Raw genomic sequence first — 23,796 nt, 5'->3', positions numbered from 1 at the left:
ATGCCACGAATTTTCGACACGCCGATGGCCTTGTTCGAGGCCGTTGGCGAATCACTCGGCGTCAGCGACTGGCTGTTGCTGGAACAGGACCGCATCGACCGGTTCGCCGACGCCACGGGCGATCACCAGTGGATTCACGTCGATCCGGTCAAGGCCGCCAGCGGCCCGTTTGGCGCCTGCATTGCCCATGGTTACCTGAGCCTGTCGCTGGTCAATCTGTTCTTGCCGCAGATCGTCGAAGTCCGTGGCCTGGCCATGGGCGTCAATTACGGCTGTGAGCGGGTGCGCTTCCCCTCGGTGGTGCGCGTTGGCTCGCGGGTGCGCGGAAGTGCGCAATTGATAGCGGTCGAGGAAGTGAAGGGCGGCGTACAGGCGACCATCCGCGTCAGCGTCGAAATCGACGGCGAGGAACGTCCAGGCTGCGTGGTCGACACCATCAGTCGCTATTACCCGGCCTGACCTTCAACAGCATTTTCGAGGAATCCAGCATGAAAGAAGCCGTCATCGTTTCCACCGCCCGCACTCCGATCGGCAAGGCCTTTCGCGGTGCGTTCAACGACACCGAAGCCCCGCAACTGGGCGGCCATGTAGTGCGCGAAGCCGTGCGCCGTGCCGGCATCGAGCCGGGTGAAGTGGACGACGTGATCATCGGCGCCGCCGCGCAGCAGGGTACGCAGTCCTATAACCTGGGCCGCCTGTGCGCGATCGCCGGCGGCTTGCCGACGTCGGTTGCCGGGATGGCCGTCGAGCGCCAGTGCTCGTCGGGCCTGATGAGTATCGCCATGGCCGCCAAAGGCATCATGTGCGACGAAATCGACATCGCCGTGGCCGGTGGCCTGGAGTCGATTTCCCTGGTGCAGAACAAGCACAAGAACCTCTATCGCAATCAATCCAGTGCTGTGATCGAGCTTGATCCGCACGCCTACATCCCGATGATCGAAACCGCCGAGATCGTCTCCGCGCGCTACGGCATCTCCCGCGACGAGCAGGACGAATACAGCTACCAGAGCCAGCTGCGCACCGCGCAGGCCCAGAGCGCCGGGCGCTTCGACCGCGAGATCGCGCCGCTGGCCAGCCGCAAGGCACTGTTCGACAAGGCCACCGGCGAAACCAGTTATGAAACCGTCACCTTGCTGCGCGACGAGTGCAACCGCATCGACACCACCCTTCAGAGCCTGAAGGCGCTGGAGCCGGTATGGCCGGGCGGTCAGTGGAGCGACAAGGGGCGTTTCATCACCGCCGGCAATGCCTCGCAGTTGTCCGACGGTGCGTCGGCCTCGGTGCTGATGAGCGCGAAAATGGCCGAGAAACGTGGCCTGGAGCCGCTCGGGATCTATCGCGGCATGGCGGTCGCCGGCTGCAATTCCGACGAGATGGGCATCGGCCCGGTGTACGCCATTCCCAAGCTGCTCAAGCGCCACGGCCTGACCATGGACCACATCGGCCTCTGGGAGTTGAACGAAGCGTTCGCCTGCCAGGTCTTGTATTGCCGCGACACCCTGGGCATTCCGGCCGAACGCCTGAACGTCAACGGCGGGGCGATCTCCATCGGCCATCCGTTCGGCATGTCCGGCGCGCGGATGGTTGGCCACGCGTTGGTCGAAGGTCAACGTCGCGGCTTGCGTTACGTGGTGGTGAGCATGTGCATCGGTGGCGGCATGGGCGCTGCTGCTCTGTTCGAGGTGGTCTGAATGATCAGCGCTCAACAGATTCAGGCGACCATGGCCCGCTACGTGGAAATGGTGGATGCCGGCGACATCGAGGGCATCCTTGCGCTCTACGCCAAAGACGCCACCGTTGAAGACCCGGTCGGCCAGGCGCCGTTGCAGGGCATCGACGCCATCGCGCGCTTTTACCGTGAAGGGCTGGGGGCGATGAAGGTCTCCGCAACCCAGACCGGCCCGGTGCGCGCGACGCTCAACGGTTGCGGGGCGATGCCGTTCCGGGTCGACATGGAGTGGGGCGGGCAACCGTGCTCGCTGCATGTGATCGACGTGATGGAGTTCGACGCCGACGGCCAGATCCGGTCGATGAAGGCCTTCTGGAGTGAGGTCAACGTGACAGCGCGAGGTGCAGCATGAATCTGGAGCAGCGGATCGCCCGCCTGGAAGCGCTGGAGGACATCCGCCAGCTCAAGCATCGCTATCTCAATGCCTGCGATCTCAAGCAGGTCGAGGTGATTGCCGATTGCATTGCCGAAGGTGAAGTGCTGATCGATTACGGTCCGTTGGGGATCTTTCGTGAGCGCGACAGTTTTGTCGCGCAGTACCGCGAACTGGCCTGCCATGAGCGGGTGATCGACCTGCATCATGGCGCCAACCCGGAAATCGAAGTGCTAAGCGAGGATCAGGCCCAGGGCCGTTGGGCCCTGTGGTATTTCAACCTAGATGGCGAGAGCGGGGCGACGCGGCAGTTGGGTGGGTTCTATCAGGACCGTTACCAGCGTATTGCCGGCCAGTGGAAGATCGTCGCCACCTGTTTTACCGCTCACTCGGAAGTGGCGCGTTCCTGAGGGCGGGTTTCGATCCGGTCGGGGTTTTGTGTCCGACCGGTTTCGTAGAAGGCCTTGAGGTTCTCGGCAATCTGCTGCACGACCTTGTTGAAGGCCTTGGCCAGCAACCTTTCAAACAGCCTGCCGCCGCGCAGGCTGTAATTCATTTGCAGGGTGATGCGCGTCGCGTTGCCTTCGGCTTGCAAGGCATAACTGAAACTCGCCTCGCGAAACGGAAAGGGCGAGTCATTGCCGCCCTTGTGCAACCGCAGCACGAACCCCGTGCCTTCCTGCCACTGCACCACGCTTTCATCCAGATACTGACCGCCCTTGCGCAACACCCGGCGACTGGCGTCGACACCCTCCGTTGCACCGGGATGAAACTGGCAACCGGTCAGGCCCGGCACATAGTGCGGGGCGAGGCTCAGGTCGCGCAGTTTGGCCCAGGCGGCTTGTTGCGTGAGGTTCAGTACAACGCTGTGGCTGGCTACGGGCATGTCGAAAGTCCTCTTATGAATGAGATTGCGCCGCGTCGAGAAACGCCGGGCGTTCACCGGCGCCATGCACCGCGATGTCCGCGCCGCTGACGTAACGGGCCAGGGGCGAGGCCAGGTACAGGCAGGTATCGCCAATGTCCTCCGGGGTCGCCAGGCGTTGCAGCGGAATGGTCGCCGCCACCCGGGCAATGCCCGCGTCGTCACCATAATGCATGGCCGCCTGCTCGGTGAGAATCAGCCCGGCGGTGACGGCGTTGACCCGCACCTTCGGCGCCCATTCCACCGCCAGCGAAGTGGTCAGGTTCAGCAGACCGGCCTTGGCCGCGCCATAAGCGGCGGTGCCGGGGGAAGGGCGGGTGGCGCTGACGCTGCAGATGTTGATGATTACACCGCCATCAGCCTGGCCCTGCATCACCTGGTTGGCCTGCTGGCACAGGTTCAGCGGTGCGATCAGGTTCAAACGGATGATTGCCTCGCTGAAACGCGGCGAGGCTGTCGCAGCGTCGGCATTCGGCGAACCGCCGGCGTTGTTGACCAATACATCGAGGCGACCGAAATACTCGGCGATTTGCGCGATCAAGCGCCCGGATTGCTCGACGTCCCGCAGGTCGCAGGGCACGAACAACGCCTCGCGCCCTGCGCTGGCCGGCAAGGTTTGTGGTGCTTCACGACCGCAAATCACCACCTCGGCGCCGCAGTCGAGAAAGCGCTGGCTGATGCCGCGACCCACACCTTTGCCACCGCCGGTGACCAGTACCACTTTGCCGCGAAAGTCCATCGGATCAAGCATGGGAATTCTCTTTTTGTTGCTCGGGAATGCCGTCGATGCTAGGTCCGCCGACCCTGTTGGCCAACGTCCGATAAGACTAGAAACTGTAGGAGCGAGCCTGCTCGCGATGGACGTCAACGATAACGCGTAAAACCTGATGCCCCGCGTTGTCCTGACGTTTTTCGCGAGCAGGCTCGCTCCCACAGGCACGTAGTCTTGTCGGACGATGTTGCGCACCCGGCCCCTCGGAATAATCCGGCTACAACAACAGGCCGGGAGGACACCTTATGGGCGCTTCAGCGCAAGGGCACTTCGTTACGCTGCCGGATGGTTTGCAGCTGCACTACAAAGACACCGGCAACGGCGAGCCGGTGATTTTCATCCATGGCAGCGGGCCGGGCGCCAGCGGTCACAGCAACTTCAAGCAGAACTACCCAGTGTTTGCCGAAGCCGGTTACCGGGTCATCGTTCCCGACCTGCCGGGCTACGGCGCTTCGGACAAACCCGACACCCTCTATACCCTGGACTTCTTTGTCGCCGCCCTGAGCGGTTTGCTCTATGCCCTCGACATCCAGCGTTGCGTGCTGGTCGGCAACTCCCTGGGCGGCGCGATCGCGATCAAACTGGCCCTCGACCAACCGCAGCGTGTCAGCCGTCTGGTGCTGATGGCGCCCGGTGGCCTGATGGAAAAGGAACAGTATTACCTGCAGATGGAAGGCATCCAGAAAATGGGCGCGGCCTTCGCCAAGGGTGAGCTGAACGATGCGGCGGGCATGCGTCGCCTGCTGGCCCTGCAACTGTTCGATGAAAGCCTGATCAGCGACGAAACCGTTAACGAGCGGGTAGCCGTGGTGCAACAGCAGCCGGTGTGCGTGCTGTCGACCATGCAGGTGCCGAACATGACGTCGCGCCTGGGCGAATTGCAGTGCCCGATCCTCGGCTTCTGGGGCATGAACGACAAGTTCTGTCCGTCCTCCGGTGCCCAAACCATGCTCGAAAACTGCACCGGTATCCGCTTCGTGATGCTCAGCGAGTGCGGGCATTGGGTCCAGGTCGAGCACCGTGACTTTTTCAACCGCCAGTGCCTGGCGTTTCTTCAGGAGGCCCGCGGATGAGCGTGCAATTGCGCCGTGAGTTCGGCGAAGAGCTTTATCAGGCGCTGCTCAGCGGCTCCACCCTGGCGCCGCTGACCGAGCGCTGGCCGTCGATCAGCATCGAAGACGCCTATCATATTTCCCTGTACGCCATTGAGCGTCGGGTGGCGGCCGGTGATCAGATCGTCGGCAAGAAAATCGGCGTGACCTCGGCGGCGGTGCAGCAGATGCTGAACGTGCATCAGCCGGATTTCGGCTTCATCACGCGGCAAATGTCGTTCGATGACGATGCGCAAATTTCCCTGTCCGCCAACAAACTGATCCAGCCCCGTGCCGAGGGCGAGATCGCCTTCAAGCTCAAGCATGATCTGGTCGGCCCCGGCATCACCGAGGCCGACGTGCTGGCCGCCACCGAATACGTGATGCCGTGCTTCGAGATCGTCGACTCGCGGATTCACGACTGGCGCATCCGCATCCAGGACACCGTGGCCGATAACGCCTCCTGCGGCGTATTCGTGCTGGGCGACAGCAAGGTCGATCCCCGTGAGCTGGACCTGCCGAACTTGCGCATGCGTGTGTTCAAGAATGGTTTACCCCTGAGCGAAGGCCTGGGTTCGGCGGTGCAGGGCAATCCGTTGACCGCCGTGGCTTGGCTGGCCAACACCCTGGGCGCCTTCGGCATTCCGTTCAAGGCCGGGGAAATCATCCTGTCCGGCTCTCTGGTACCGCTGGAACCGGCCCGTGCCGGCGACTGTTTTGAACTGACTATTGATGGCCTGGGCAGTGCCCGGGTGTCTTTCTGCGCCTGACTTTTGGAGTTTGACCCAATGAGCAAAAAACTCAGAGCGGCCATTATCGGCCCGGGCAACATCGGCACCGATCTGCTGATGAAAATGTGCCGATCGGAATGGATCGAGCCGGTGTGGATGGTGGGTGTCGACCCAGAATCCGAGGGCCTGAAACGTGCCCGGGAAATGGGCATCAAAACTACTGCCGGTGGTGTCGACGGCCTGTTGCCCCACGTGCTCGACGATGACATTCGCATTGCCTTCGATGCCACCTCGGCCTATGTGCATGCGGAAAACAGCCGCAAGCTCAACGAGCTGGGGGTGATCATGATCGACCTCACGCCAGCGGCCATCGGCCCGTTCTGCGTGCCGCCGGTCAACCTCAAGGAGCACGCCGCGAAGTTGGCGATGAACGTCAACATGGTCACTTGCGGCGGCCAGGCGACCATCCCGATGGTGGCGGCGGTGTCGCGGGTGCAGCCGGTGAGCTACGGCGAGATCGTTGCCACCGTGTCTTCCGGTTCGGTAGGGCCCGGCACGCGGCAGAACATCGACGAATTCACCCGCACCACCGCTGGCGCAGTGGAGAAAATCGGCGGCGCCCGACGCGGCAAGGCAATCATCGTGATCAACCCGGCCGAGCCGCCGTTGATGATGCGCGACACCATCCACTGCCTGACCGATGACGAGCCGAACCAGGACGCGATCCGCACCTCGGTGCTGGAGATGGTCCGCGAAGTGCAGCGCTATGTGCCCGGCTACAAGCTGATCAACGGGCCGGTGTTCGACGGGCGCAAGGTGTCGATTTTCATCGAGGTCGAAGGCCTCGGCGATTTCCTGCCCAAGTCCGCCGGCAACCTCGACATCATGACCGCTGCCGGTTTGCGCACGGCCGAGATGTTCGCCGAAGAAGCCCACAAGGGCACCCTGCAACTGCCCGTCCGTTGAGTGGAGAATCCCGATGAATTTGCAAGGTAAGAGCGTCCGTCTGCATGACATGAGCCTGCGCGACGGCATGCACGCCAAACAGCACCAGATCAGCATTGAACAAATGGTCTTGGTGGCCACCGGCCTCGATGCGGCCGGTGTGCCGCTGATCGAAATCACCCACGGCGATGGCCTGGGCGGTGCGTCGCTGAACTACGGCTTTCCGGCCCACAGCGACGAGGAATATTTCTCTGCGGTGATTCCGAAGATGAAACAGGCCAAGGTTTCGGCCCTGTTGTTGCCGGGGATCGGCACCCTCGATCACTTGAAAATGGCCCACGAACATGGTGTATCGACCATTCGTGTGGCGACCCACTGCACCGAGGCGGACGTGTCCGGCCAGCACATCGGCATGTCGGCGAAGATGGGCCTGGATACCGTCGGCTTCCTGATGATGGCGCACATGGTCAGCCCGGAGAAACTGCTGGAGCAGGCGCGGTTGATGGAAAGCTACGGCGCCAATTGCATCTACTGCACCGACTCGGCCGGCTACATGCTGCCCGATGAAGTGACGCAGAAGATTGGGGCCCTGCGTGCCGGGCTCAATGCCGGGACCGAAGTCGGTTTCCACGGCCACCACAACATGGGCATGGCCATCGCCAACTCCCTGGCCGCCATCGAGGCCGGTGCTGCGCGCATCGACGGTTCGGTCGCGGGTCTTGGCGCGGGGGCGGGCAATACGCCGCTGGAAGTGTTCGTCGCGGTGCTGGAGCGCATGGGCGTCAACAGTGGCATCGACCTGTACAAGATCATGGACGTGGCCGAAGACCTGGTGGTGCCGATGATGGACCAGCCGATCCGCCTCGACCGCGATGCCCTGACACTCGGTTACGCCGGGGTCTACAGCTCGTTCCTGTTGTTCGCCAAGCGTGCCGAGCAGAAGTACGGCATTGCAGCCCGTGAACTGCTGGTGGAGCTGGGCCGACGCGGAACCGTGGGTGGTCAGGAAGACATGATCGAAGACCTGGCGCTGACCCTGTCGCGGGCCAGGGGTGTACTGCCGACCTGATTATTGCGGCAACGAAAAAACCACCGATGATTCGGTGGTTTTTTTATGGTTGTTGCAAACCGCGCTCAAGGCAACAGATTGCGCACCACGGGCGGATAACAGTTGAAGGCCGCGCTCGAACAGCTGAAGTAAGCCGTGGTCGGTCGATAGGCTTCGTTCTTGAACAGCTGGCACAGACTGGTGGAAGCACCCGCACAGAGGATGATGAACAGAGCACAAGTAGATTTGCGCATGATGAGTCTCGACACGGTTTTATTGTTGTAGAGACAGGTTATGGCGGCGGTTCGCCAGTGGCTTCGTCCGAATGGACTAGCCGTTCAAATTGAAGCTGCCCCGTTCCTTGTGGTGTTCCCGGGATCTGTGCCTGGTCGTGATCCCCTGTAGGAGCGAGCCTGCTCGCGATGGCGGTATGTCAGGCGAAGCAGATGTTGGATGTGCCGGCCTCATCGCGAGCAGGCTCGCTCCTACAGGTTTTGTGTGGTGTCAGGTGCGTTGGGCGAGGGCGCCCATGGCCATGAACAAGGCCGCAATCGCCCGCGCTTCATGCAGTTCACCGCGGGCCACCAGTTCAGGGATCTGCGCCAGAGGTACACGCAGGCATTCCAGGGGTTCGGGTTCGTCGCCTTGCAGTTGGCAGGGGCTCAGTTGTTCGGCCAGTACCACCCGGTAGCGGTGGCACAAGTGCCCCGGTGCCAAGGTCAGCTCGCCCAGTTCGGTGAGGCGTTCGGCGCGCATGCCGACTTCTTCACTCAGCTCACGTTGCGCCGCCTGCAAGTAGTCTTCATCGGGCTCGGCACCACCCTTGGGCAGGCCAAGAATGGTTTTTTCCACACCGACCGCGTATTCGCGCACCAGCAGCACATGCTCTGGATCGGGCATCGCCACCAGCATCACCGAGCGATAACCGGTGCCGCGCAGGCGTTCGTAGACCCGCTGCTGGCCGTTGCTGAATTGCAGGTGCAGGGCTTCGATCTGAAAGTGGCCGCTTTGCGCCAGCAGTTCAGTCTTGAGGATGGTTGGGCAGTTGCGCATGGGGCAGTCCCCTGTTTGGGATAAAGACACTGTGCGCTGTACAACGGGAGCCGCCATCGTCCGAGCGGACGAGGGCGGCAATGAGGGCTAGCCGAGGGTCGCCACGCTGCGCAGGATCAGGCGCACCAGCATGGTCTGGCGGGTCACGCCGGTCTTGGAGAAGGTCGAGCGCAGGTGCGCCCGCGAGGTGTTGCGGCTGATGCCCAGTTCTTCCGAGGCTTCGTCGAGGGTCAGGCCGTTGGCCAGCAACATCGCCAGCTGGGTTTCCGCCGGGGTGAAGTCGAACAGCGCGCGAACGATTTCCTGCGGCGCAGTGGACTGTTGCTCCGGATCGCTGATGAAAATCACCACGGTCGGGCACTGCTTGCCTTCGCTCCAGTCGGTCAATGGCACCGAGCGCACGATGATCCCCAGGTCCGCTTTACCGGACGGCCGCTGCACGCGCAGGGCTTCGACCACCGACGGGTTGCTGCTCTTTTGCGACAGCAGCGACTGCTTGACCAGTCGGCGGAACTCCTGGGTGTCCCGGGCCGTACCGACCTGCAGGCCATCGTTGACCAGTTTGATGCCGTCCTTTTCCTGGATCAGCCGGTCGGCGACCTGGTTGGTCTGCAGCACCTTGCCGGACTCGTCGAGGATGATCGTGCCGACCGCCATCTGGTTCACCGCGCCGGCGTACAGGTTGCGCTCGGCTTCGATGCGGTTGAGTTGCATGTGGATCTTGATCGAACGTTCCAGGTGCGGAATGAAATGCGTGAGCATGGCCTTTTCTTCATTGCCGAAAGGCTTGTCGTCACGCCCGCGACTGATGCGAATGCGGCACTGGGCGCCGTCGACGGTGTTGATGTCGGCACCGAGGATGTGGAACACGTCCACCGGTTCAAGGAAGTTCTTGTAGAATTCGGAATTCTGCCAGTCGTCGTTGGAGACGAACTCGGCGAGGGTCACGACCTGGCGGTTGGGCAGGTCGACAAACGGATCCAAGCTGAAAAAGTGTTTGTTGTACGACGCGGTCGCCTCGGTCGAGGTGCCGGTGGTGTTGACCATCAGGCCGTCCACATGGGCGCTGGGCGGACGCAGGATGAAGGTCACGTACTTGCTGTTCAGATGCACATTGAGCTGGTTGAGAAAAGTCGCCCAGGGAATGGTTTCCAGCGGCCCCTGATAGAGGTTGCCGAGCAAATCACTGAACGTATCGAGGCTGAGGCTCTGCTGCATAGGGAAAAACCGTTTTTATTATTAGCGTTGGCGGTGGCCGAGAATAAGCGCCGGTATCGACTCCTTGCAACGCTCGGGCTCAGGGCCTGACAGGCGGCTGCCAATCAGGCCCGGGGCGGGCGAAAAGCCGCTGGCGTCAGACCCGTTCGCTGGCGCGCACGACAAACTTCTTGTGTTCGGCAACGTCCGCCGACAGCGCCTGGACGTCGGTGTAGAACTGTTCGTACCAACGGCGCAATTGATAGACCGGACCGTCGCCGTCACACAGCAGCGGGTTATCGACGCGGGTCTTGCTGTGCCAGATGGCCACGTCTTCGTAGAAGGCTGCCTGCGCCTGCGCCACGTAGGCCTTGGCCATCGCCTGGTTCTGCTCTTCGCTGAGCCCCGGGATCTTCTTCACCAGCACGCCGTAGCGCAGGGTGAAGCTGTCCAGATCGATCGGCACATGGCAGTTGAGCAGGATCGAATGGATCGGCTGGCCGTTCATGGCGCCGTTCATTTCGGTGATCTGATAGGCCGGGCCGAAGTAGGTGGCTTCGGTGGTCAGCACGCTGTCGCCGGACAGGCGTTCACTGCGGGCGCGCATGATCTGGGTGGCCAGGTGGCCCTGGAAAATGTTGATGAACTCGTCGACCGGCGCGCCGTGTACGGTGCCGAAGTGCGCCATGTCGGCGATGTTGTCGATCAGTTCGCGGCAGTTGGTGCCAATCTGCAATTCGGCGACTTCCCACGCCGCCCATTCGTCGCTGTAGCAGGCGTCGATGCGTGGAATGCGTTGTTCCGGCAGCGGCGGGTTGCCTTCGGGGTCGTTCCAGACGAACAGCAGCTGGTTTTCTTCCATGATCGGCCAGCTCTTGATCTTGGCCCGTGGCGGGATGCGCTTGGCATAAGGGATGTCATCGCAAACACCGTCAGCGCCCCAGCGCCAGGCGTGGAACGGGCAGCGGATCGAGTTGCCTTCAACGCAACCGGTGCTCAGGTCGGCGCCCATGTGCGGGCAGTAGCCATCCAGAATATGCAGATCGCCGTCTTCACCCTGGAACGCCACCAAGCGGGTGCCGAACACCTCCAGGCGGTGGGCCTTGCCGTCGCGGTATTGCGCGGCCAGGCCCAGGCAATGCCAGCCACGGGCGTAGCGGTCTTCCAGCAGTTTGGCTTCGATGCGGTGCAGGGTACTCATCTTATTATTCTCCCAAGGGATCACGGGTTTGGCGCATGTAAGGGATTCTGCCGCCCCTGTAAAAGCGGGCATCGTCTGAATGGACGATGGCTGCTTTAAGTAGGCCCGCTCTACTGGCGCCATTGGACCCATGGCAGGAGTTGGCGATGAGTAATGAACAAGGGCCGGTAGCGGTGATTACCGGGGCCGCCAGTGGTATTGGCCGTGGCCTGGCCGAACACGCGGCGACGCTGGGCATGCGCCTGGTGCTGGCGGATCGGGATGCAGCGGGCCTGCAAGCCCTGTGCGACGAATTGAAGGCCCGCGGTGTGCAAGCGATTGCCTGCGTCACCGATGTCGGTGATGTGAAGCAGGTCGAGCGCTTGCGTGACCAGGCTGTCGAGCACTTTGGCGGGGTCGATATGCTGTTCAACAACGCCGGGGTGATGCAAACCGGCTTCAGCTGGGAAATCACCGAGGCGCAATGGCAGCGCATGCTGGACGTCAACCTCAACGGTGTGATCAACGGCATTCGCAGCTTTGTACCGCTGTTGCTCAGTCAGGGCCGGGCCGCCCATGTGATCAACACTGCATCCCTTGCCGGGTTGGTCAGTAGCCCGCTGATGGCGCCGTACAACGTGACCAAGCAGGCGGTGGTCGCGCTCTCGGAAACCCTGCATTACGAACTCGCCATGATCGGTGCGCCGGTGTCGGTTTCGGTGCTGTGCCCGGGGCCGGTGGCCAGTGAGATCATGGCGTCGAACCAGGTGGTGGACACCGCCGGATCCGACTTCAGCCAGTTGCTCGACAGCACCATTCGCCAGGGCATGACCCCGGCGGAGCTGGCCGCGCAAGTGTTCGCCGCCGTCGCGCAAAAACGCTTCTGGATCCTGCCTCACAAGGGGTTCAAACCGGCGCTCGAACGCCGGGTGCAAAGCATCCTGGGCGAGACCAATCCGCAGTTTCAAATGGCTGACGTAGAGGATGATGCCCATGCCGCTCGATAAGCAGATCGCTGGAGTACTCCAGCAGTTTCGCGACATCCCGGAGCCCGACTTCAGCCAGGTCGATGCCGCTCAGTACCGGCAGTTCTCCGACAACCTGCTGCCGGCCATCCCCGGCGACCCGATGAGCGAAGTGCGCGACCTGAAAGTGGCCGGCGCGGACGGTGATCTGGACGCACGGCTGTACCGGCCATCGGAAGAACCCGACCTGCCATTGCTGGTGTTTTTCCATGGCGGCGGTTTTGTCATGGGCAACCTCGATACCCACGATAACCTCTGCCGCTCGCTGGCCCGCCAGACCGAGGCGGTGGTGGTGTCGGTCGCCTATCGACTGGCGCCGGAAAGCAAGTTCCCGGCGGCCCCCCTCGATTGTTATGCGGCCACCTGCTGGCTGGTTGAGCACGCCGCCGAACTCGGTGTCGATGGTCGCCGACTGGCCTTGGCCGGGGATAGCGCCGGGGGCAACCTGGCATTGGCGGTCAGTCAGTTGGCGGTACAGCGCAAGGGGCCGAAGATCAGTTATCAGTGCCTGTTTTACCCGGTCACCGATGCTGGTTGCGACAGTCAGTCCTTCGAAGACTTCGCCGAGAGCTACCTGCTTTCCGCCGGGATGATGCGCTGGTTCTGGCAGCAGTACCTGCAAGACGTCGGGCAGTCGGAAGATCCATTGGCCTCGCCCCTGCGCGCCGAGAGCCTGGCAGGATTGCCGCCAACGACCCTGATTACTGCCGAATACGACCCGTTGCGTGATGAAGGTGAGGCAATGGCCGAGTGCTTGCGCGAGGCCGGCGTGCCTGTGCGGGTACAGCGTTGTGACGGCATGATCCATGGTTTTATCAGCATGGCTGCATTCGTCGAAGGGGCGGCACAGGCCTTGTCCGATGCGGCGGCCGACCTGCGCGGGGCACTCAAATGAATGGCGTGGTTTTCAACACGGTACCGCAACTGATCGAGGCCATCGGCGCCGGTCGAATGGTGGTGATCACCGACGACGAACACAACGGCGAAGGCTCGCTGCTGATGGCCGCCGAACAGGCCGGGGCCGAGGCCGTCACCTTCATGGCGGTGCAGGCGCGCGGGCTGATTTGCCTGGCCCTGACCGAGCAGCGTTGCCGCGCGCTGGGTCTGGACCTGATGGTGCCCAACTCCCGGGCGCAACATGGCGTGGGTTTTACCCGCTCGATCGAAGCCGCCACCGGGGTGTCCACGGGTATCTCGGCGGCGGACCGGGCGCGGTCGATCCAGGTGGCGGTCGACCCGGCCAGCGTTCCGACGGACCTGGTGCAACCGGGGCATATCTTCCCGGTGCAAGCCTTGCCCGGCGGCGTGATGCAGCGGGCCGGACATGTCGAGGCCGCTTGCGACCTGACGCGACTCGCGGGGCTGCAACCGGCGGCAACCCTGGTGGGCATTCTTAACGAAGACGGCGAACTGGCCCGTGGCGCAGAGCTGCATGACTTCGCCCAGCGGCATGGCTTGCGGATCGGCACCATTGCCGACCTGATCCACTACCGGATCCTGCATGAAGGCACGATCGAGCGCGGCGGCGAATATCCGTTGCAAACCCGCCACGGCGAGTTCCAGGTGACCACCTATCAGGACACCTACCAGGGCTCGCTGCACCTGGCGCTGGTCAAGGGCCGGATCGACAGCACGCAACCGGCGCTGGTGCGGGTGCAAAGCATCGAGACGCTGCGTGACGTTCTTGGGTGTGAAAATGAAGGCGGTCCGCAGCAGTGGACCCTGGAGCGTTCGCTGGCCAGTATCGCGGCGGCCGGTAGCGGTGTGCTGGTGCTGCTGGCGCAAAAGGAAACCGCCGAGGGCGTGCTCGAACAACTGCGTCAGCGCAGTGGAGGCAAGCACCGGGCGCCACAGTTTCCGCAACGGACCCTGGGTATCGGCGCGCAGATCCTGCGGGACCAGAACGTGCGCAAAATGCGCTTGATGAGTTCGCCGGTGCCGTACACCGCCGTTTCCGGGTTTGATCTGGAAGTGACGGAGTTCGTGCCGTTCCAGCCGGCAGACTAAAGCCAACAACTATTCCTTCGGGAGCGGGCTTTTGTGGCGAGGGGGCTTGCCCCCGTTCGGCTGCGTAGCAGTCGTAAAATCGGCGAATGCGTTCTCACGAAAAAAACGCGAACACTGATTTTAGGAGCGCTGCGCGCCCCAACGGGGGCGAGCCCCCTCGCCACAGGTCAGTGTGTTCCCACAGATTCAGCTTAAGGCTTGATGCCTTGCAACATCTTCTTCGCCTGATCCTGCATCGCCTGCGGCGCGGTCATGTTGCCGTCGATCACGGTGATCACCGCGTGGCCTTGCCACAGTTGATAGGCATCGGCCTTTTGCTGGATTTCGGTGGGTGTCGGCGGTGGGGTCAGGTTGACGTGGACCACGCCGTCGGCGCCGCGCTGTGAGGTGAAGTTCACCCGATCCCAGTTGCCGATAGGCGCAAAGCTCACACCTTTGACCTCATCGGGTTTCAGCGGCGGGTAGTTGAGGTTCAGACCGCTGACACCCGGCAGGCCGAGCACGTTCAGTTCGCAGGCATGTTTGTTATTGGCACAGGATTTTTTCGCTTCTGTTCCGGCCAGGCTTGCCTGTTCAATCACCTTCACGGCAAAGCGCGCCGTGTCGTCCATGGCGCCGAGGGTTTTGCGGACGCCTGCCTGCTGGTCGCGAATGATCAGGTCCATGTCGATGGCCGTGGACACGGCGACTGCCGGAATCCCCTTGAACATCGCGCGTACCGCAGCGTTGAGGGTGCCGGACATCTGCGTCAGCGGGCCGACATTTTCGCCGAAGTTGCTGCCTGACACCACCAGGTCCGGCGGCGAATCCTTGAGGATCACGTCGAGGCCGACATTCACTGCATCCACGGGCGTGCCGATGGCGGAAGTTTTGCCGGCGGGCGGGGTGTAACCCTCCGGTGGCCCGACGCAAAACCGGCCCGGCGCCAGTTCGGTCACCGCCAGGGCCTGGCCGGGCACGACCACGCTGGCGGCGCTGATGCCGCTACTGTCGTTCAACGGGCCGACGAGTGTGACCTTGTGCCCGGCGGCGGTCAGGGCGCGGTACATCGCATCGATGCCGGTTGCGCGGCAGCCATCGTCGTTGGTCAGCAGGATGTTCAGGGCATTGGCTTGCATCGACAGGCCAACGCTGGCCATGGCGATGACGCCGGTGAGGAGTTTGTTCATGGGCAGTCTTCCGTGGGCGGAGCGGATTTTATAAAGCATAACGCCCCGACCGAATGAATCGGTCGGGGCGCTGAGGTTTTAGCGGGTGCCGAGTTTGCGCAGGTTGCCAGGGGTGAATTCGTCTTCGGTGAAGGCGGTGGCGTTGAGCTTGGCCGGTTTCTGATCGATCAGCATCCGGTCAACCAGATACGAGCCGGCGATCAGGTCGTGATAGATCCCGAGGCGAGCGTGGTAACGCTGCATCTCATAGGCGTAGATCGAAGTCTGCATGTTGGTGCGCCACAACTGGCCACGGCTGTCGTAGTTGTCGGCCAGGGTCGCGGCCCAGGTGTCCTCGTCCAGGTACATCACACGCTTGGCGTACACGTGGCGGGCACCTTCCTTGAGGTCGGCCTGCAACACCCAGACGCGGTGCTTCTCATAGCGCATGTACTGCGGATCGATGTGACCGGTGGTGGCCAGGATCTGATCGGTGCTCACGCTCGGGTCATCGATCTTGTAGTTGTGATAAGGAATGTAGATTTCCTTTTTGCCGACGATGGTCCAGTTGTAGCGGTCCGGCGCACCGTTGAACAAACGGTCTTCGTCGTACACGCGGAAACCGCCGGCGCCGGTCGGCGAGTCGTAGCCCACGGTCGGCGCGCGACGCACCCGGCGCTGACCGGGACTGTACTGCCAGGCCTGGCGCGGGGAGGCGGTCGGGTTGATGAACTCGTGGCCGACCACGATTTCGCCTTTCTTGCGCACCGGTTCCAGCGTGGTGATCAGGAAGTTGGTGAGGATGCCGTTGGATGTCTCCAGGGTTCTGTCCGGGTTGGACCAGATCGAGAAGATCTTGTAGTTGACCTCTTCGAGCACTCGCTCCTTGTTGGAATACACCACGGCCTGCCGGTAGTTGGCCTCTTCGGCGGCGGCACGGCCGGCGAGGGTGTGGTTGAACATCAACTCGCTGCCGTTCTTGGGAATCGGGAACGGCGAACCGGCCCAGGCGTTTTTCGTGTCGTTGTTGTCGTTGGCCAGCTCGGCGTTGACGGCGTTGTGCTTGACCGCCTCGACCAGTTTCGGATCAACGCGAAAGTCGCGGTGGCTCGGGTACACCGGGATCTTGAAGGTATCAGGGTAGCGTTTGAGCAGCGCCTTCTGGCCATCAGTGAGGTTGGCGGCGTACTTGTCCATGTTCTTCGAGTCGATCACGAACAGCGGTTTTTCCGCAGCATAGGGGTCCGGGTATGGCGTGCCGGGGCCGTCAAACTTCAGGCCCGGCGGCAGGCCGAGCCACTTGCCGCTCCAGGCCGGGATGCTGCCATCGGCGTTGCCGGCTTTTTCGGCGCCCATCGGGGTCAGGTCCTGGCCCAGGCGGGCGGCTTCTTCGGGGCTGACCTTGGCGTAGGCCAGGCCACTGCCGAGCAGGCCGACGGTCAGCGCGGTGCTCAATAATGTTTGGGTGAATCTGGACATGCTGTGCTCCTCCGATTGGGGAATCAGAACCGGTACTTGAAGTTGAGCGCGACGTTGTCGCGGTCGGCCAACGGGCTGTTGTTGGCACTGGCGAGGTAGGCGTTGTAGCGGGCCTCGACGGTGAAGTTGCCCAGGTAGCGCCAAGAACTGCCGATGCTGGCGCGGTTATCGTTCTGGCCGGCGTTGATCGAGCCGACCATCGAGCTGTCGCCGTGGGCGGCGGCGCTGAAGGTGACAGGCACCGACATGTCCCATCCGCTGAACACGTCGTTGTAGTCAAAATTCGCCTGCACCGTGTAGCCCCAGGCATCGCGGTCATAGACCAGGCTGTCGGTTCCCGGCAGCGCGAAGCCCGGCGCCAGGGTCACCGGCTGCGACTCGTCGTTGCTGACCACGGTGTTGTAGACCAGCTCGCCGGTCAGGGTGGTGTTGTCGGCGAAGGCGGTCGGGCCGAGCACGTAGATCATCGACGTTTGCGCTTGCACGGTCTTGCCACGCACGGGGCTGGAGAAACCGTTGTCGACCATCACCGGCGTGCCGTCGCGGTAGCTGATTTCACCGGCCCAGCTGACGTCGCCCAGCACCGTGGCGAAACTCGCGCCGAACAGGTCGATGTTGTCGAAGTAGCGCACCTGGTAGCGGCCCAGGGTCGATGCGAAGTCCAGCGACGGGGTCTTGTCGTGATAACGCGAGTAGTAGATGCCGAACTCGGTGTTGTTCAACGACTCGGCGGCGTAGGTGAAGGCCAGACCGTACTGGCCGCTGTCGCTCGGCTTGTCGTCCTTGAGGCGGGTCACAAAACCGGAGGCGTCGTTGAAACCACCCTCATCGATGAAGTCGGTGGTGGAGAAGTAACTACCCACGCCGAACAGCTCGGTCTTTTCCCACTTGTATTGGTAGTAGGCCTGGATACCCAAGCTTTCGGTCAGGGCGAACTGGGTGAACAGTTGGCCGACCGGTAGCAGGATTTCCTTGACCTCGACGCCCGGGGTGGTCGCCTTGGTCGCGTCCACCGGGCTCTGGGCCGCGGAAATACCCGGGTAGAACAGACTCTCACCCCAGCTCACCACCTGGTTACCCAGGCGTGCATTGAGGGCGTGGCCGCTCACGTCCCAGGTGCCATAGGCGTAGTAATCGAGCATGCGCAATTCATTGCGGTGCTGGTCGATGGTGTCCTGGGAGAAACGGTCAGGCTTGCTGCAATGGCCGCCGGCGAAGCAGTTGGAAGTGCCGGTGGTGTTGTCGTTGTCCTGATCGTAGACGTTGTCGTAGAAGCCCGTCGCCCGCACGAACACGCCGTAGTCGTCTTGCCACTTGATGTTGGCTTCGGTGAGAAAGCCGCTGCGGTTGTTGATCAGGCTGCCTTTGTCGAACGCGTTGTCGCCGTCGTTGCCGTTGGCATTGGCGGTCAGTTTGTGATCGCGAGACTCGGTCCGCCAGGCGAGGCTGTACGTCAGTGTGGTGTCCCAGTCGATGCTCAAGTCTTCGCTTGGCTGAAAGCTCATGGCGTTAACGTGAGCGCTAAGTCCGCCAGCCAGCATCAATAGAACAAGCTGTGTGCGAGGGTGCTGTGTTGGTGGGGCGATTATTGTTTTTATCATGTCGTCCTCATGGCCCAGGTCAGACCTGCCCGACCTGCATTTCAGGGGGTGATTGGTGCTGTGGGCGACTATGGAGTCACGACCTGCGCGCAACATCGTCCAAGCGGACTAAGCGATTTGTACGGGGTGGCCGCAGGCCTGGCCTTAGTCTTATCGGACGATGAACACCCGGCCCGTGCGGCGAACAATCCCGAGACCGACTGCACCGGGCGAAGATCCGGCAGCGGCGGTTTTTGCCTGATGGGCGCTGAACAAGGGTGACCGCATGAACGCTGCCGGGATCAAATGGGACGAGTGCTGTGATGTTTTGGTGATTGGCTCGGGAGCCGGGGGCATGACCGCTGCGCTGCGCGCCCACGACCTGGGCCTGAATGCGCTGCTGATCGAAAAGAGCGGCGAGTACGGCGGCACCTCGGCGGTGTCCGGCGGCGGCATCTGGATCCCCAACAACCACCGGATCAATGCGATCGGCGGCAGTGATTCGGCGGCCGAAGCGATTGCCTACATCCGCGCCGTGACCCATGGTGAGATCGACGACGGGCGCATCGAAGCCTATGTCGAACACGGCCGGGAGATGGTCGAGTACCTGGAACAACACACCCGCGTGCGCTTCGAGGCGCAACCGCGCTACGCCGATTACTACCCGGAAGTCGAGGGCGGAAAACCGGGCTATCGCTCGATGGATCCGCAACCGTTCGATGCCGCCGAACTCGGCGAAGAATTCTTGCGCATGCGCGCACCGTCCCCCGGCACCCTGATGATGGGGCGCATGGCGATGACCATGAAAGAGGCGCAAGTGCTGCTGTGCCGTGGCCCCGGCTGGTTGCGCCTGACCCTGCGGGTGATGTGGCGCTACTGGCGTGATCGCGAGGGGCGGCGCTTGTCCCGTCGCGACCGTTTCCTGACCCTGGGCAATGCCTTGATCGGTGCCTTGCGCTGTTCGTTGCAGGATCGCGGCAAGTCGCTGTGGCTCAACTGTGCGCTTGAAGAACTGCTGCTGGTCGGTGACCGGGTCGGTGGGGCGCGGGTCAATCGCAACGGTCAGTTGCTCAACGTCAAGGCGCGCTACGGGGTGATTATCGCCGCCGGTGGTTTCGAGCGTAACCAGGCGATGCGCGAGCAGTACCTGCCGCAGCCGTCCCAGGCAAACTGGAGTGCCACGCCGCCGAACAATACCGGCGACGGCATTCGCGCCGGCCAGGCCATCGGCGCGCGAACCGCGTTGATGGAGCACAGCTGGTGGGCACCGACCACTTACGTCAAGGGCGAAGAAAAACAGCGAGCGCTGTTCGTTGAACGCACCTTGCCGGGGTGCGTGATGGTCAACGCGGCGGGGGAGCGTTTCGTCAACGAAGCCGCGCCCTACACCGATATCGTTTACGCGATGTACGCTAACAACCGCGAAGGCGCCGCGAGCGTGCCGTGCTGGATGGTGTTCGACGCCGAGTTCCGCCGCAAATACCCGTGCGGCGCCTTGCTGCCGGGCTATGCCCAGCGTGATTGGCAATTGCCCGAGCATTTGCGTGATTACTTCCAGAAGGCGTCGAGCCTGGAAGAACTGGCGACGAAAATCGGCGTTGACGGCGCCGGACTGGCGCGCACCGTGCAGCGCTTCAACGGCATGGCCGTGCAGGGCGTCGACGAGGATTTCCACAAGGGCGATTCGCTGTTCGACCGCTACTACGGCGACCCCAACGTGCAACCCAATCCGTGCCTGGCGCCCTTGCTCAAGGGGCCGTTCTACGCCGTGCGCATCGACGCTGGGGACATCGGCACCAAGGGAGGCTTGCTGACCGACGTACACGCCCGCGTGTTGCATGAAGACGGTGAACCGATCAACGGCTTGTACGCCATCGGCAACAGCGCCGCCTCGATGATGGGCCGTACTTATCCGGGTGCCGGTTCGACCATCGGCCCGGCCATGACCTTCGGTTACCTGGCGGCCAATCACATCAAGCGCCAGAGCGAAACCGCTTCGGCGACAACCTTGTTCGGGAGTGTTGAATGAACAGTCAGCGTCCACAGATCGTCGTGGTGACCGGCGCCAGTCGCGGAGTGGGTCAGGGTATCGCCCTGGCTCTCGGGGCGGCGGGCATGACGGTGTATGTCACCGGTCGTGCCCCGGCGCAAGGCGGATCGAATTTGTATGGGCATGCCTTGCGCGGCTCGCTGGAAGACACCGCTGCGGCGATCACCGCCGCCGGTGGACGCGGTATCGCGGTGGTCTGTGATCATGCCGATGATGTACAGGTCGAGGCGCTGTTCAACCGTGTCGGGCAGGAATGCGGGCAACTGGACCTGCTGGTGAACAACGCCGCGTTCATCCATGACCAATTGATCGAGCCAGGACCGTTTTGGGCCAAGCCGTTGGAGTTGGTGCGCATACTCGACGTCGGATTGCGTTCGGCGTACATCGCCAGTTACTACGCCGCGCCGTTGCTACTGCGCAGTCCTCAAGGTTTGATTTGCTTCACCTCGTCGTTCGGTGCCGGGTGCTACATGCACGGCCCGGCGTATGGCGCACAGAAGGCTGGTGTCGACAAACTGGCCGCCGACATGGCGATCGATTTCGAAGGGCAGGGCGTGGCGGCGTTGTCGCTGTGGCTCGGCCCGCAACTGACTGAGCGCACGAAGATTGCCGGCGAGCAGCATGACGAGCAGTACCAGGCGTTTCTGGCCCACGCCGAAACCCCGCAATTCAACGGGCGGGTGATTCATGCCTTGCTCAATGATCCGCAGTTGATGGCGTTGTCCGGGCAGATCCTGATCACCGCCGAAATCGCCCCTGGCTACGGCATCAGCGAAGCCGAAGGCCGCCAGCCACCGTCCCACCGTGCCATGCTCGGAGATCCACGCCAGCAACATCCGGCGCGGGTGGTCTGATCCGTCCAGGCATACACAAAAACCTGTAGGAGCGAGCCTGCTAGCGATGGTCTATCAGTTGCATTTATGTCGACTGACACACCATCGCGAGCAGGCTCGCTCCTACAGGAATTGCGTTTAGTCGGCTGGCTGCAGTGCCCACTCGCGCAACACATTCTTGGTCACTTTGCCCGCAGCATTGATCGGCATGCTCTGCAGCACCTGAACCCGGCGCGGAACCTTGTAGTTGGCCATCTGCTCGCGGCACCAGGCGAGGAACCGTGCCTGCTCGATCTCCATCCCGGGGGCGGGCAGCAGGAACGCCATCGCCACTTCACCCATACGCTCGTCAGGAATACCGATCACCGCTGCCTGGGCCACGCCGGGATAGGTCAGCAGACACTGTTCGATCTCCGCCGGGTACACATTGAAGCCGCCGGTGATGAACATGTCCTTGAGGCGGTCGGTGATGCGCAGGTAACCCTGTTCGTCGAGCATGCCGATGTCGCCGGTGTGCAGCCAGCCGTCGGCGTCGAGAATCTCCTGGCTGGCTTCGGGGTTGTTGAGATAACCCTGCATCAGGTTGTAGCCGCGAATCTGCACTTCACCGGGGATGTTGGCCGGCTGGCTGCGACCGTTGTTGCCGACACAACGTACTTCTACCCCCGGCATCGCGCGGCCACTGGTGTTGGCGACCAGTTCTGCCGAATCGCCGGAGCGGCAGATCGTGGCGAAACCACACACTTCCGTCAGGCCATAGGCGGTGACGATGGTGGCGAAGCCCAGTTCGTCGCGCATGCGGTGGACCATCTCCACCGGAATCGCCGCCGCCCCGGTCACCGCCACGCGCAATGAGCTCAGGTCGAACTCGTTGCGTTGCGGATGGGCCAGCAACGATTGATACAGCGTCGGCGGCCCCGGCAACACGGTGATGCGCTCGCGCTGCACGCAATCGAGCACCGCCTGCACGTCGAACACTTGCTGGGGCAGGAGGGTGCAGCCACGCATCAGCGCTGCCAGCCACCCGGCCTTGTAGCCGAAGGAGTGGAAGAACGGATTGACGATCAGGTAGCGATCGCTCTCGCGCAAGCCGACGATATCGCTCCAGTCCCGCACGATGCGCAGGTTCTGGCCGTGGCTGGTCATCACGCCTTTGGGTTTGCCGGTGGTGCCCGAGGTGAACAGCACGTCGGACAAGGCCTGCGGGCCAACGCTCTGTTCGCGGGTGCGCAGGGCCAGGTGCGGCACATCGGTCCCCAGGTCCATGAACCGTTCCCAGGCCAGGGTGCCCGCACTGGCACCGCGCACACTGACGATGTGGCGCAGTGCAGGCAGGTCCTCGGACGCCAGCATGCCGGGGTAGTCCGCGCCGAGGAATTCGCCGATGGCAAACAGCACGCAGGTGCCGCTTTCGCGCAGGATGTAGCCGGCCTCGTTGCCCTTCATCCGGGTATTGAGCGGCACCAGGGCAGCGCCGACACTTTGCAGGGCGCCGGCGGCGACGATCCATTCCCACACGTTGGGCGCCCAGATCGCCACGCGGTCCCCGACCTGTACGTCGAGGGCCAACAGTGCGCGGGCAGCCTGGCGGCGCAGTTGGTCCAGTTGTCGGTAGCTGATGACGTGGCCCGCGTCCTCGATGGCCGGGCGGTCGCCGTAGGCCTGGGCTGCGTTGGCGAACAGTTGAGCGATGGTCAGTGCGGTGGCGACAGGCGGCATGGGGCCTCCCCGGTTAGAAGACAAGTACGAAAAAGGGAGTAGGCCGGGCAGGGCGCCCGGCCGGATTGCGAATTACTGGGCGGGCGGGGCGAAACGGCGACCGGCGGAGAAACCACCGTCCACGGCGATCATCTGGCCGCTGACAAAGGACGCTTCGTCCGAGGCCAGGAACAGCGCGACGTTGGCCACTTCTTCCGGTTGCCCGGAGCGGCTGAGCATGTGCTGCGAGGCGAAAAACGCGTGGAACGCGTCATTGTCACGGACCATGCTGGTCATCGGCGTTTCGATCAGGCCCGGGCACAGGCCGTTGACGCGAATGTTGGCGTAGCCATAGTCGATGGCCATGGAGCGGGTCAGCTGGTTGATGCCGCCCTTGGACACGTTGTAGGCCACGTTGCCGTCGCAGCCTTGCAGGCCGAAGATCGAACCGACGTTGATGATCGAGCCATTGCGTTGTTCAACCATCGACGCCAGCGCGTATTTGCTGGTGAGCATGCTGCCGGTCAGGTTGATGTCCATCACGCGTTGCCAGTTGGCCGTGGTGGTTTGAGTGACGCTGCCCTGGTCGGCGACGCCGGCGGCGTTGACCAGAACATCGATGCGCCCGAAACGGTTGATGACTTCTTGCATGACCTGCTGCACCTGCGCTTCGTCGCGCACGTCCAGGGTCATGAACAGGCCGGGAAAGTCTGCCGGTGCGCTGCCGATGTCCAGCCCGACCACTTGCGCGCCTTCGGCCGCGAAACGGCGCACGCAGGCCAGACCGATACCCGAAGCGCCACCGGTAACCACCGCGACCTTATTCTGCAAACGAGCCATAACTGCACCTCTTTATTGTTGTGGGCTAATGCTGTGGCCGAGTCTAACCGCAGACCGGGCCTGAGTGATCGTCCAATGAGACTAAGCAACAG

24 protein-coding genes are annotated in these 23,796 nt (G+C 62.7%); 13 read left to right on the top strand and 11 right to left on the bottom strand.

Going from position 1 to position 23,796, the window contains the following annotated elements; all coding sequences use genetic code 11:
- From AC3IX1_RS19305 to AC3IX1_RS19290, 4 genes are read left to right on the top strand one after another with little or no spacing between them, the layout of a single operon-like run.
- Positions 1-459, top strand: coding sequence for a MaoC family dehydratase (locus AC3IX1_RS19305; protein WP_489385407.1), 459 nt, complete (start codon positions 1-3; stop codon positions 457-459).
- Positions 460-488: 29 nt separating this feature from the next.
- Entirely contained in the window at positions 489-1,691 is a 1,203-nt protein-coding gene (locus AC3IX1_RS19300; RefSeq protein WP_489385406.1) for an acetyl-CoA C-acyltransferase, read from the top strand.
- Positions 1,692-2,081, top strand: coding sequence for a steroid Delta-isomerase (locus tag AC3IX1_RS19295; protein ID WP_489385405.1), 390 nt, complete (start codon positions 1,692-1,694; stop codon positions 2,079-2,081).
- Complete coding sequence (locus AC3IX1_RS19290; protein ID WP_489385404.1) at positions 2,078-2,512, top strand: nuclear transport factor 2 family protein; 435 nt, start codon at positions 2,078-2,080, stop codon at positions 2,510-2,512. Before AC3IX1_RS19295 ends, AC3IX1_RS19290 begins: the two co-directional genes overlap by 4 nt.
- Here the strand turns inward: AC3IX1_RS19290 and AC3IX1_RS19285 are convergent.
- Both AC3IX1_RS19285 and AC3IX1_RS19280 read right to left on the bottom strand, forming a co-directional pair.
- Positions 2,488-2,988, bottom strand: coding sequence for an SRPBCC family protein (locus tag AC3IX1_RS19285; RefSeq protein ID WP_489385403.1), 501 nt, complete (start codon positions 2,986-2,988; stop codon positions 2,488-2,490). The genes AC3IX1_RS19290 and AC3IX1_RS19285 overlap by 25 nt on opposite strands.
- Positions 2,989-3,001: 13 nt before the next feature.
- Positions 3,002-3,778 (bottom strand): SDR family oxidoreductase, encoded by a 777-nt coding sequence (locus AC3IX1_RS19280; RefSeq protein ID WP_489385402.1) that lies wholly within the window; start codon positions 3,776-3,778, stop codon positions 3,002-3,004.
- Positions 3,779-4,044: 266 nt separating this feature from the next.
- Here AC3IX1_RS19280 and AC3IX1_RS19275 point away from each other — a divergent pair, with 266 nt between their 5' ends.
- The 4 genes from AC3IX1_RS19275 to dmpG are packed head-to-tail and all read left to right on the top strand — an operon-like array spanning position 4,045 to position 7,635.
- Complete coding sequence (locus tag AC3IX1_RS19275; protein ID WP_489385401.1) at positions 4,045-4,872, top strand: alpha/beta fold hydrolase; 828 nt, start codon at positions 4,045-4,047, stop codon at positions 4,870-4,872.
- On the top strand, positions 4,869-5,660 hold the full coding sequence (locus tag AC3IX1_RS19270; RefSeq protein WP_489385400.1) for a fumarylacetoacetate hydrolase family protein: 792 nt from the start codon (positions 4,869-4,871) through the stop codon (positions 5,658-5,660). The genes AC3IX1_RS19275 and AC3IX1_RS19270 overlap by 4 nt, the downstream gene beginning before the upstream one ends.
- A gap of 18 nt (positions 5,661-5,678) precedes the next feature.
- Positions 5,679-6,587 (top strand): acetaldehyde dehydrogenase (acetylating), encoded by a 909-nt coding sequence (locus AC3IX1_RS19265; RefSeq protein WP_489385399.1) that lies wholly within the window; start codon positions 5,679-5,681, stop codon positions 6,585-6,587.
- 13 nt (positions 6,588-6,600) lie between these two features.
- Positions 6,601-7,635 carry a 4-hydroxy-2-oxovalerate aldolase gene (gene dmpG, locus AC3IX1_RS19260; RefSeq protein WP_489385398.1) on the top strand — a complete coding sequence of 345 codons (1,035 nt, stop codon included), beginning with the start codon at positions 6,601-6,603 and terminating at the stop codon, positions 7,633-7,635.
- 65 nt (positions 7,636-7,700) lie between these two features.
- Here dmpG and AC3IX1_RS19255 read toward each other — a convergent pair whose 3' ends face one another.
- From AC3IX1_RS19255 to AC3IX1_RS19240, 4 genes are all read right to left on the bottom strand, one after another.
- Positions 7,701-7,868, bottom strand: a complete 168-nt coding sequence (locus tag AC3IX1_RS19255; RefSeq protein WP_489385397.1) for a hypothetical protein — start codon at positions 7,866-7,868, stop codon at positions 7,701-7,703.
- A 250-nt stretch (positions 7,869-8,118) separates the two neighbouring features.
- Complete coding sequence (gene nudE / locus AC3IX1_RS19250; RefSeq protein WP_489385396.1) at positions 8,119-8,667, bottom strand: ADP compounds hydrolase NudE; 549 nt, start codon at positions 8,665-8,667, stop codon at positions 8,119-8,121.
- 87 nt (positions 8,668-8,754) lie between these two features.
- Entirely contained in the window at positions 8,755-9,885 is a 1,131-nt protein-coding gene (locus tag AC3IX1_RS19245) for a helix-turn-helix transcriptional regulator (RefSeq protein ID WP_489385395.1), read from the bottom strand.
- Between the two features lie 136 nt (positions 9,886-10,021).
- On the bottom strand, positions 10,022-11,065 hold the full coding sequence (locus tag AC3IX1_RS19240; RefSeq protein ID WP_489385394.1) for a 3-ketosteroid-9-alpha-monooxygenase, oxygenase component: 1,044 nt from the start codon (positions 11,063-11,065) through the stop codon (positions 10,022-10,024).
- 146 nt (positions 11,066-11,211) lie between these two features.
- Between AC3IX1_RS19240 and AC3IX1_RS19235 the strand changes: the two genes are divergently transcribed.
- The 3 genes from AC3IX1_RS19235 to AC3IX1_RS19225 are packed head-to-tail and all read left to right on the top strand — an operon-like array spanning position 11,212 to position 14,076.
- Positions 11,212-12,051 (top strand): SDR family NAD(P)-dependent oxidoreductase, encoded by an 840-nt coding sequence (locus AC3IX1_RS19235; RefSeq protein ID WP_489385393.1) that lies wholly within the window; start codon positions 11,212-11,214, stop codon positions 12,049-12,051.
- The gene (locus tag AC3IX1_RS19230; RefSeq protein WP_489385392.1) at positions 12,038-12,964 is read left to right on the top strand and encodes an alpha/beta hydrolase; all 927 of its coding nucleotides are present in this window, start codon (positions 12,038-12,040) and stop codon (positions 12,962-12,964) included. Before AC3IX1_RS19235 ends, AC3IX1_RS19230 begins: the two co-directional genes overlap by 14 nt.
- Positions 12,961-14,076 (top strand): 3,4-dihydroxy-2-butanone-4-phosphate synthase, encoded by a 1,116-nt coding sequence (locus AC3IX1_RS19225; RefSeq protein ID WP_489385391.1) that lies wholly within the window; start codon positions 12,961-12,963, stop codon positions 14,074-14,076. The genes AC3IX1_RS19230 and AC3IX1_RS19225 overlap by 4 nt, the downstream gene beginning before the upstream one ends.
- 191 nt (positions 14,077-14,267) lie before the next feature.
- Here the strand turns inward: AC3IX1_RS19225 and surE are convergent, their stop codons facing one another.
- From surE to AC3IX1_RS19210, 3 genes are all read right to left on the bottom strand, one after another.
- Positions 14,268-15,245: a 5'/3'-nucleotidase SurE gene (gene surE / locus AC3IX1_RS19220; RefSeq protein ID WP_489385390.1), complete on the bottom strand. Its 978-nt coding sequence runs from the start codon at positions 15,243-15,245 to the stop codon at positions 14,268-14,270.
- Between the two features lie 78 nt (positions 15,246-15,323).
- Entirely contained in the window at positions 15,324-16,703 is a 1,380-nt protein-coding gene (locus AC3IX1_RS19215) for a DUF1329 domain-containing protein (RefSeq protein ID WP_489385389.1), read from the bottom strand.
- Positions 16,704-16,726: 23 nt separating this feature from the next.
- Positions 16,727-18,244, bottom strand: coding sequence for a DUF1302 domain-containing protein (locus AC3IX1_RS19210; protein WP_489388764.1), 1,518 nt, complete (start codon positions 18,242-18,244; stop codon positions 16,727-16,729).
- A 325-nt stretch (positions 18,245-18,569) separates the two neighbouring features.
- On the opposite strand from AC3IX1_RS19210, the gene AC3IX1_RS19205 reads away from it, so the two are divergent.
- Positions 18,570-20,312, top strand: a complete 1,743-nt coding sequence (locus tag AC3IX1_RS19205) for an FAD-binding protein (protein ID WP_489385388.1) — start codon at positions 18,570-18,572, stop codon at positions 20,310-20,312.
- Positions 20,309-21,187 (top strand): SDR family NAD(P)-dependent oxidoreductase, encoded by an 879-nt coding sequence (locus tag AC3IX1_RS19200; RefSeq protein ID WP_489385387.1) that lies wholly within the window; start codon positions 20,309-20,311, stop codon positions 21,185-21,187. Before AC3IX1_RS19205 ends, AC3IX1_RS19200 begins: the two co-directional genes overlap by 4 nt.
- Positions 21,188-21,304: 117 nt before the next feature.
- Here AC3IX1_RS19200 and AC3IX1_RS19195 read toward each other — a convergent pair whose 3' ends face one another.
- Together AC3IX1_RS19195 and AC3IX1_RS19190 are read right to left on the bottom strand one after the other, a co-directional pair.
- Positions 21,305-22,885, bottom strand: a complete 1,581-nt coding sequence (locus tag AC3IX1_RS19195; protein ID WP_489385386.1) for a FadD3 family acyl-CoA ligase — start codon at positions 22,883-22,885, stop codon at positions 21,305-21,307.
- A gap of 72 nt (positions 22,886-22,957) precedes the next feature.
- Positions 22,958-23,704, bottom strand: a complete 747-nt coding sequence (locus tag AC3IX1_RS19190; RefSeq protein ID WP_489385385.1) for an SDR family NAD(P)-dependent oxidoreductase — start codon at positions 23,702-23,704, stop codon at positions 22,958-22,960.
- Positions 23,705-23,796 lie beyond the last annotated feature (92 nt).

Source organism: Pseudomonas sp. KH_046_2 (genome assembly GCF_057838985.1).
Note: the sequence above shows the minus strand (reverse complement) of the source record. Positions and strands in the feature narration are given on the sequence as shown.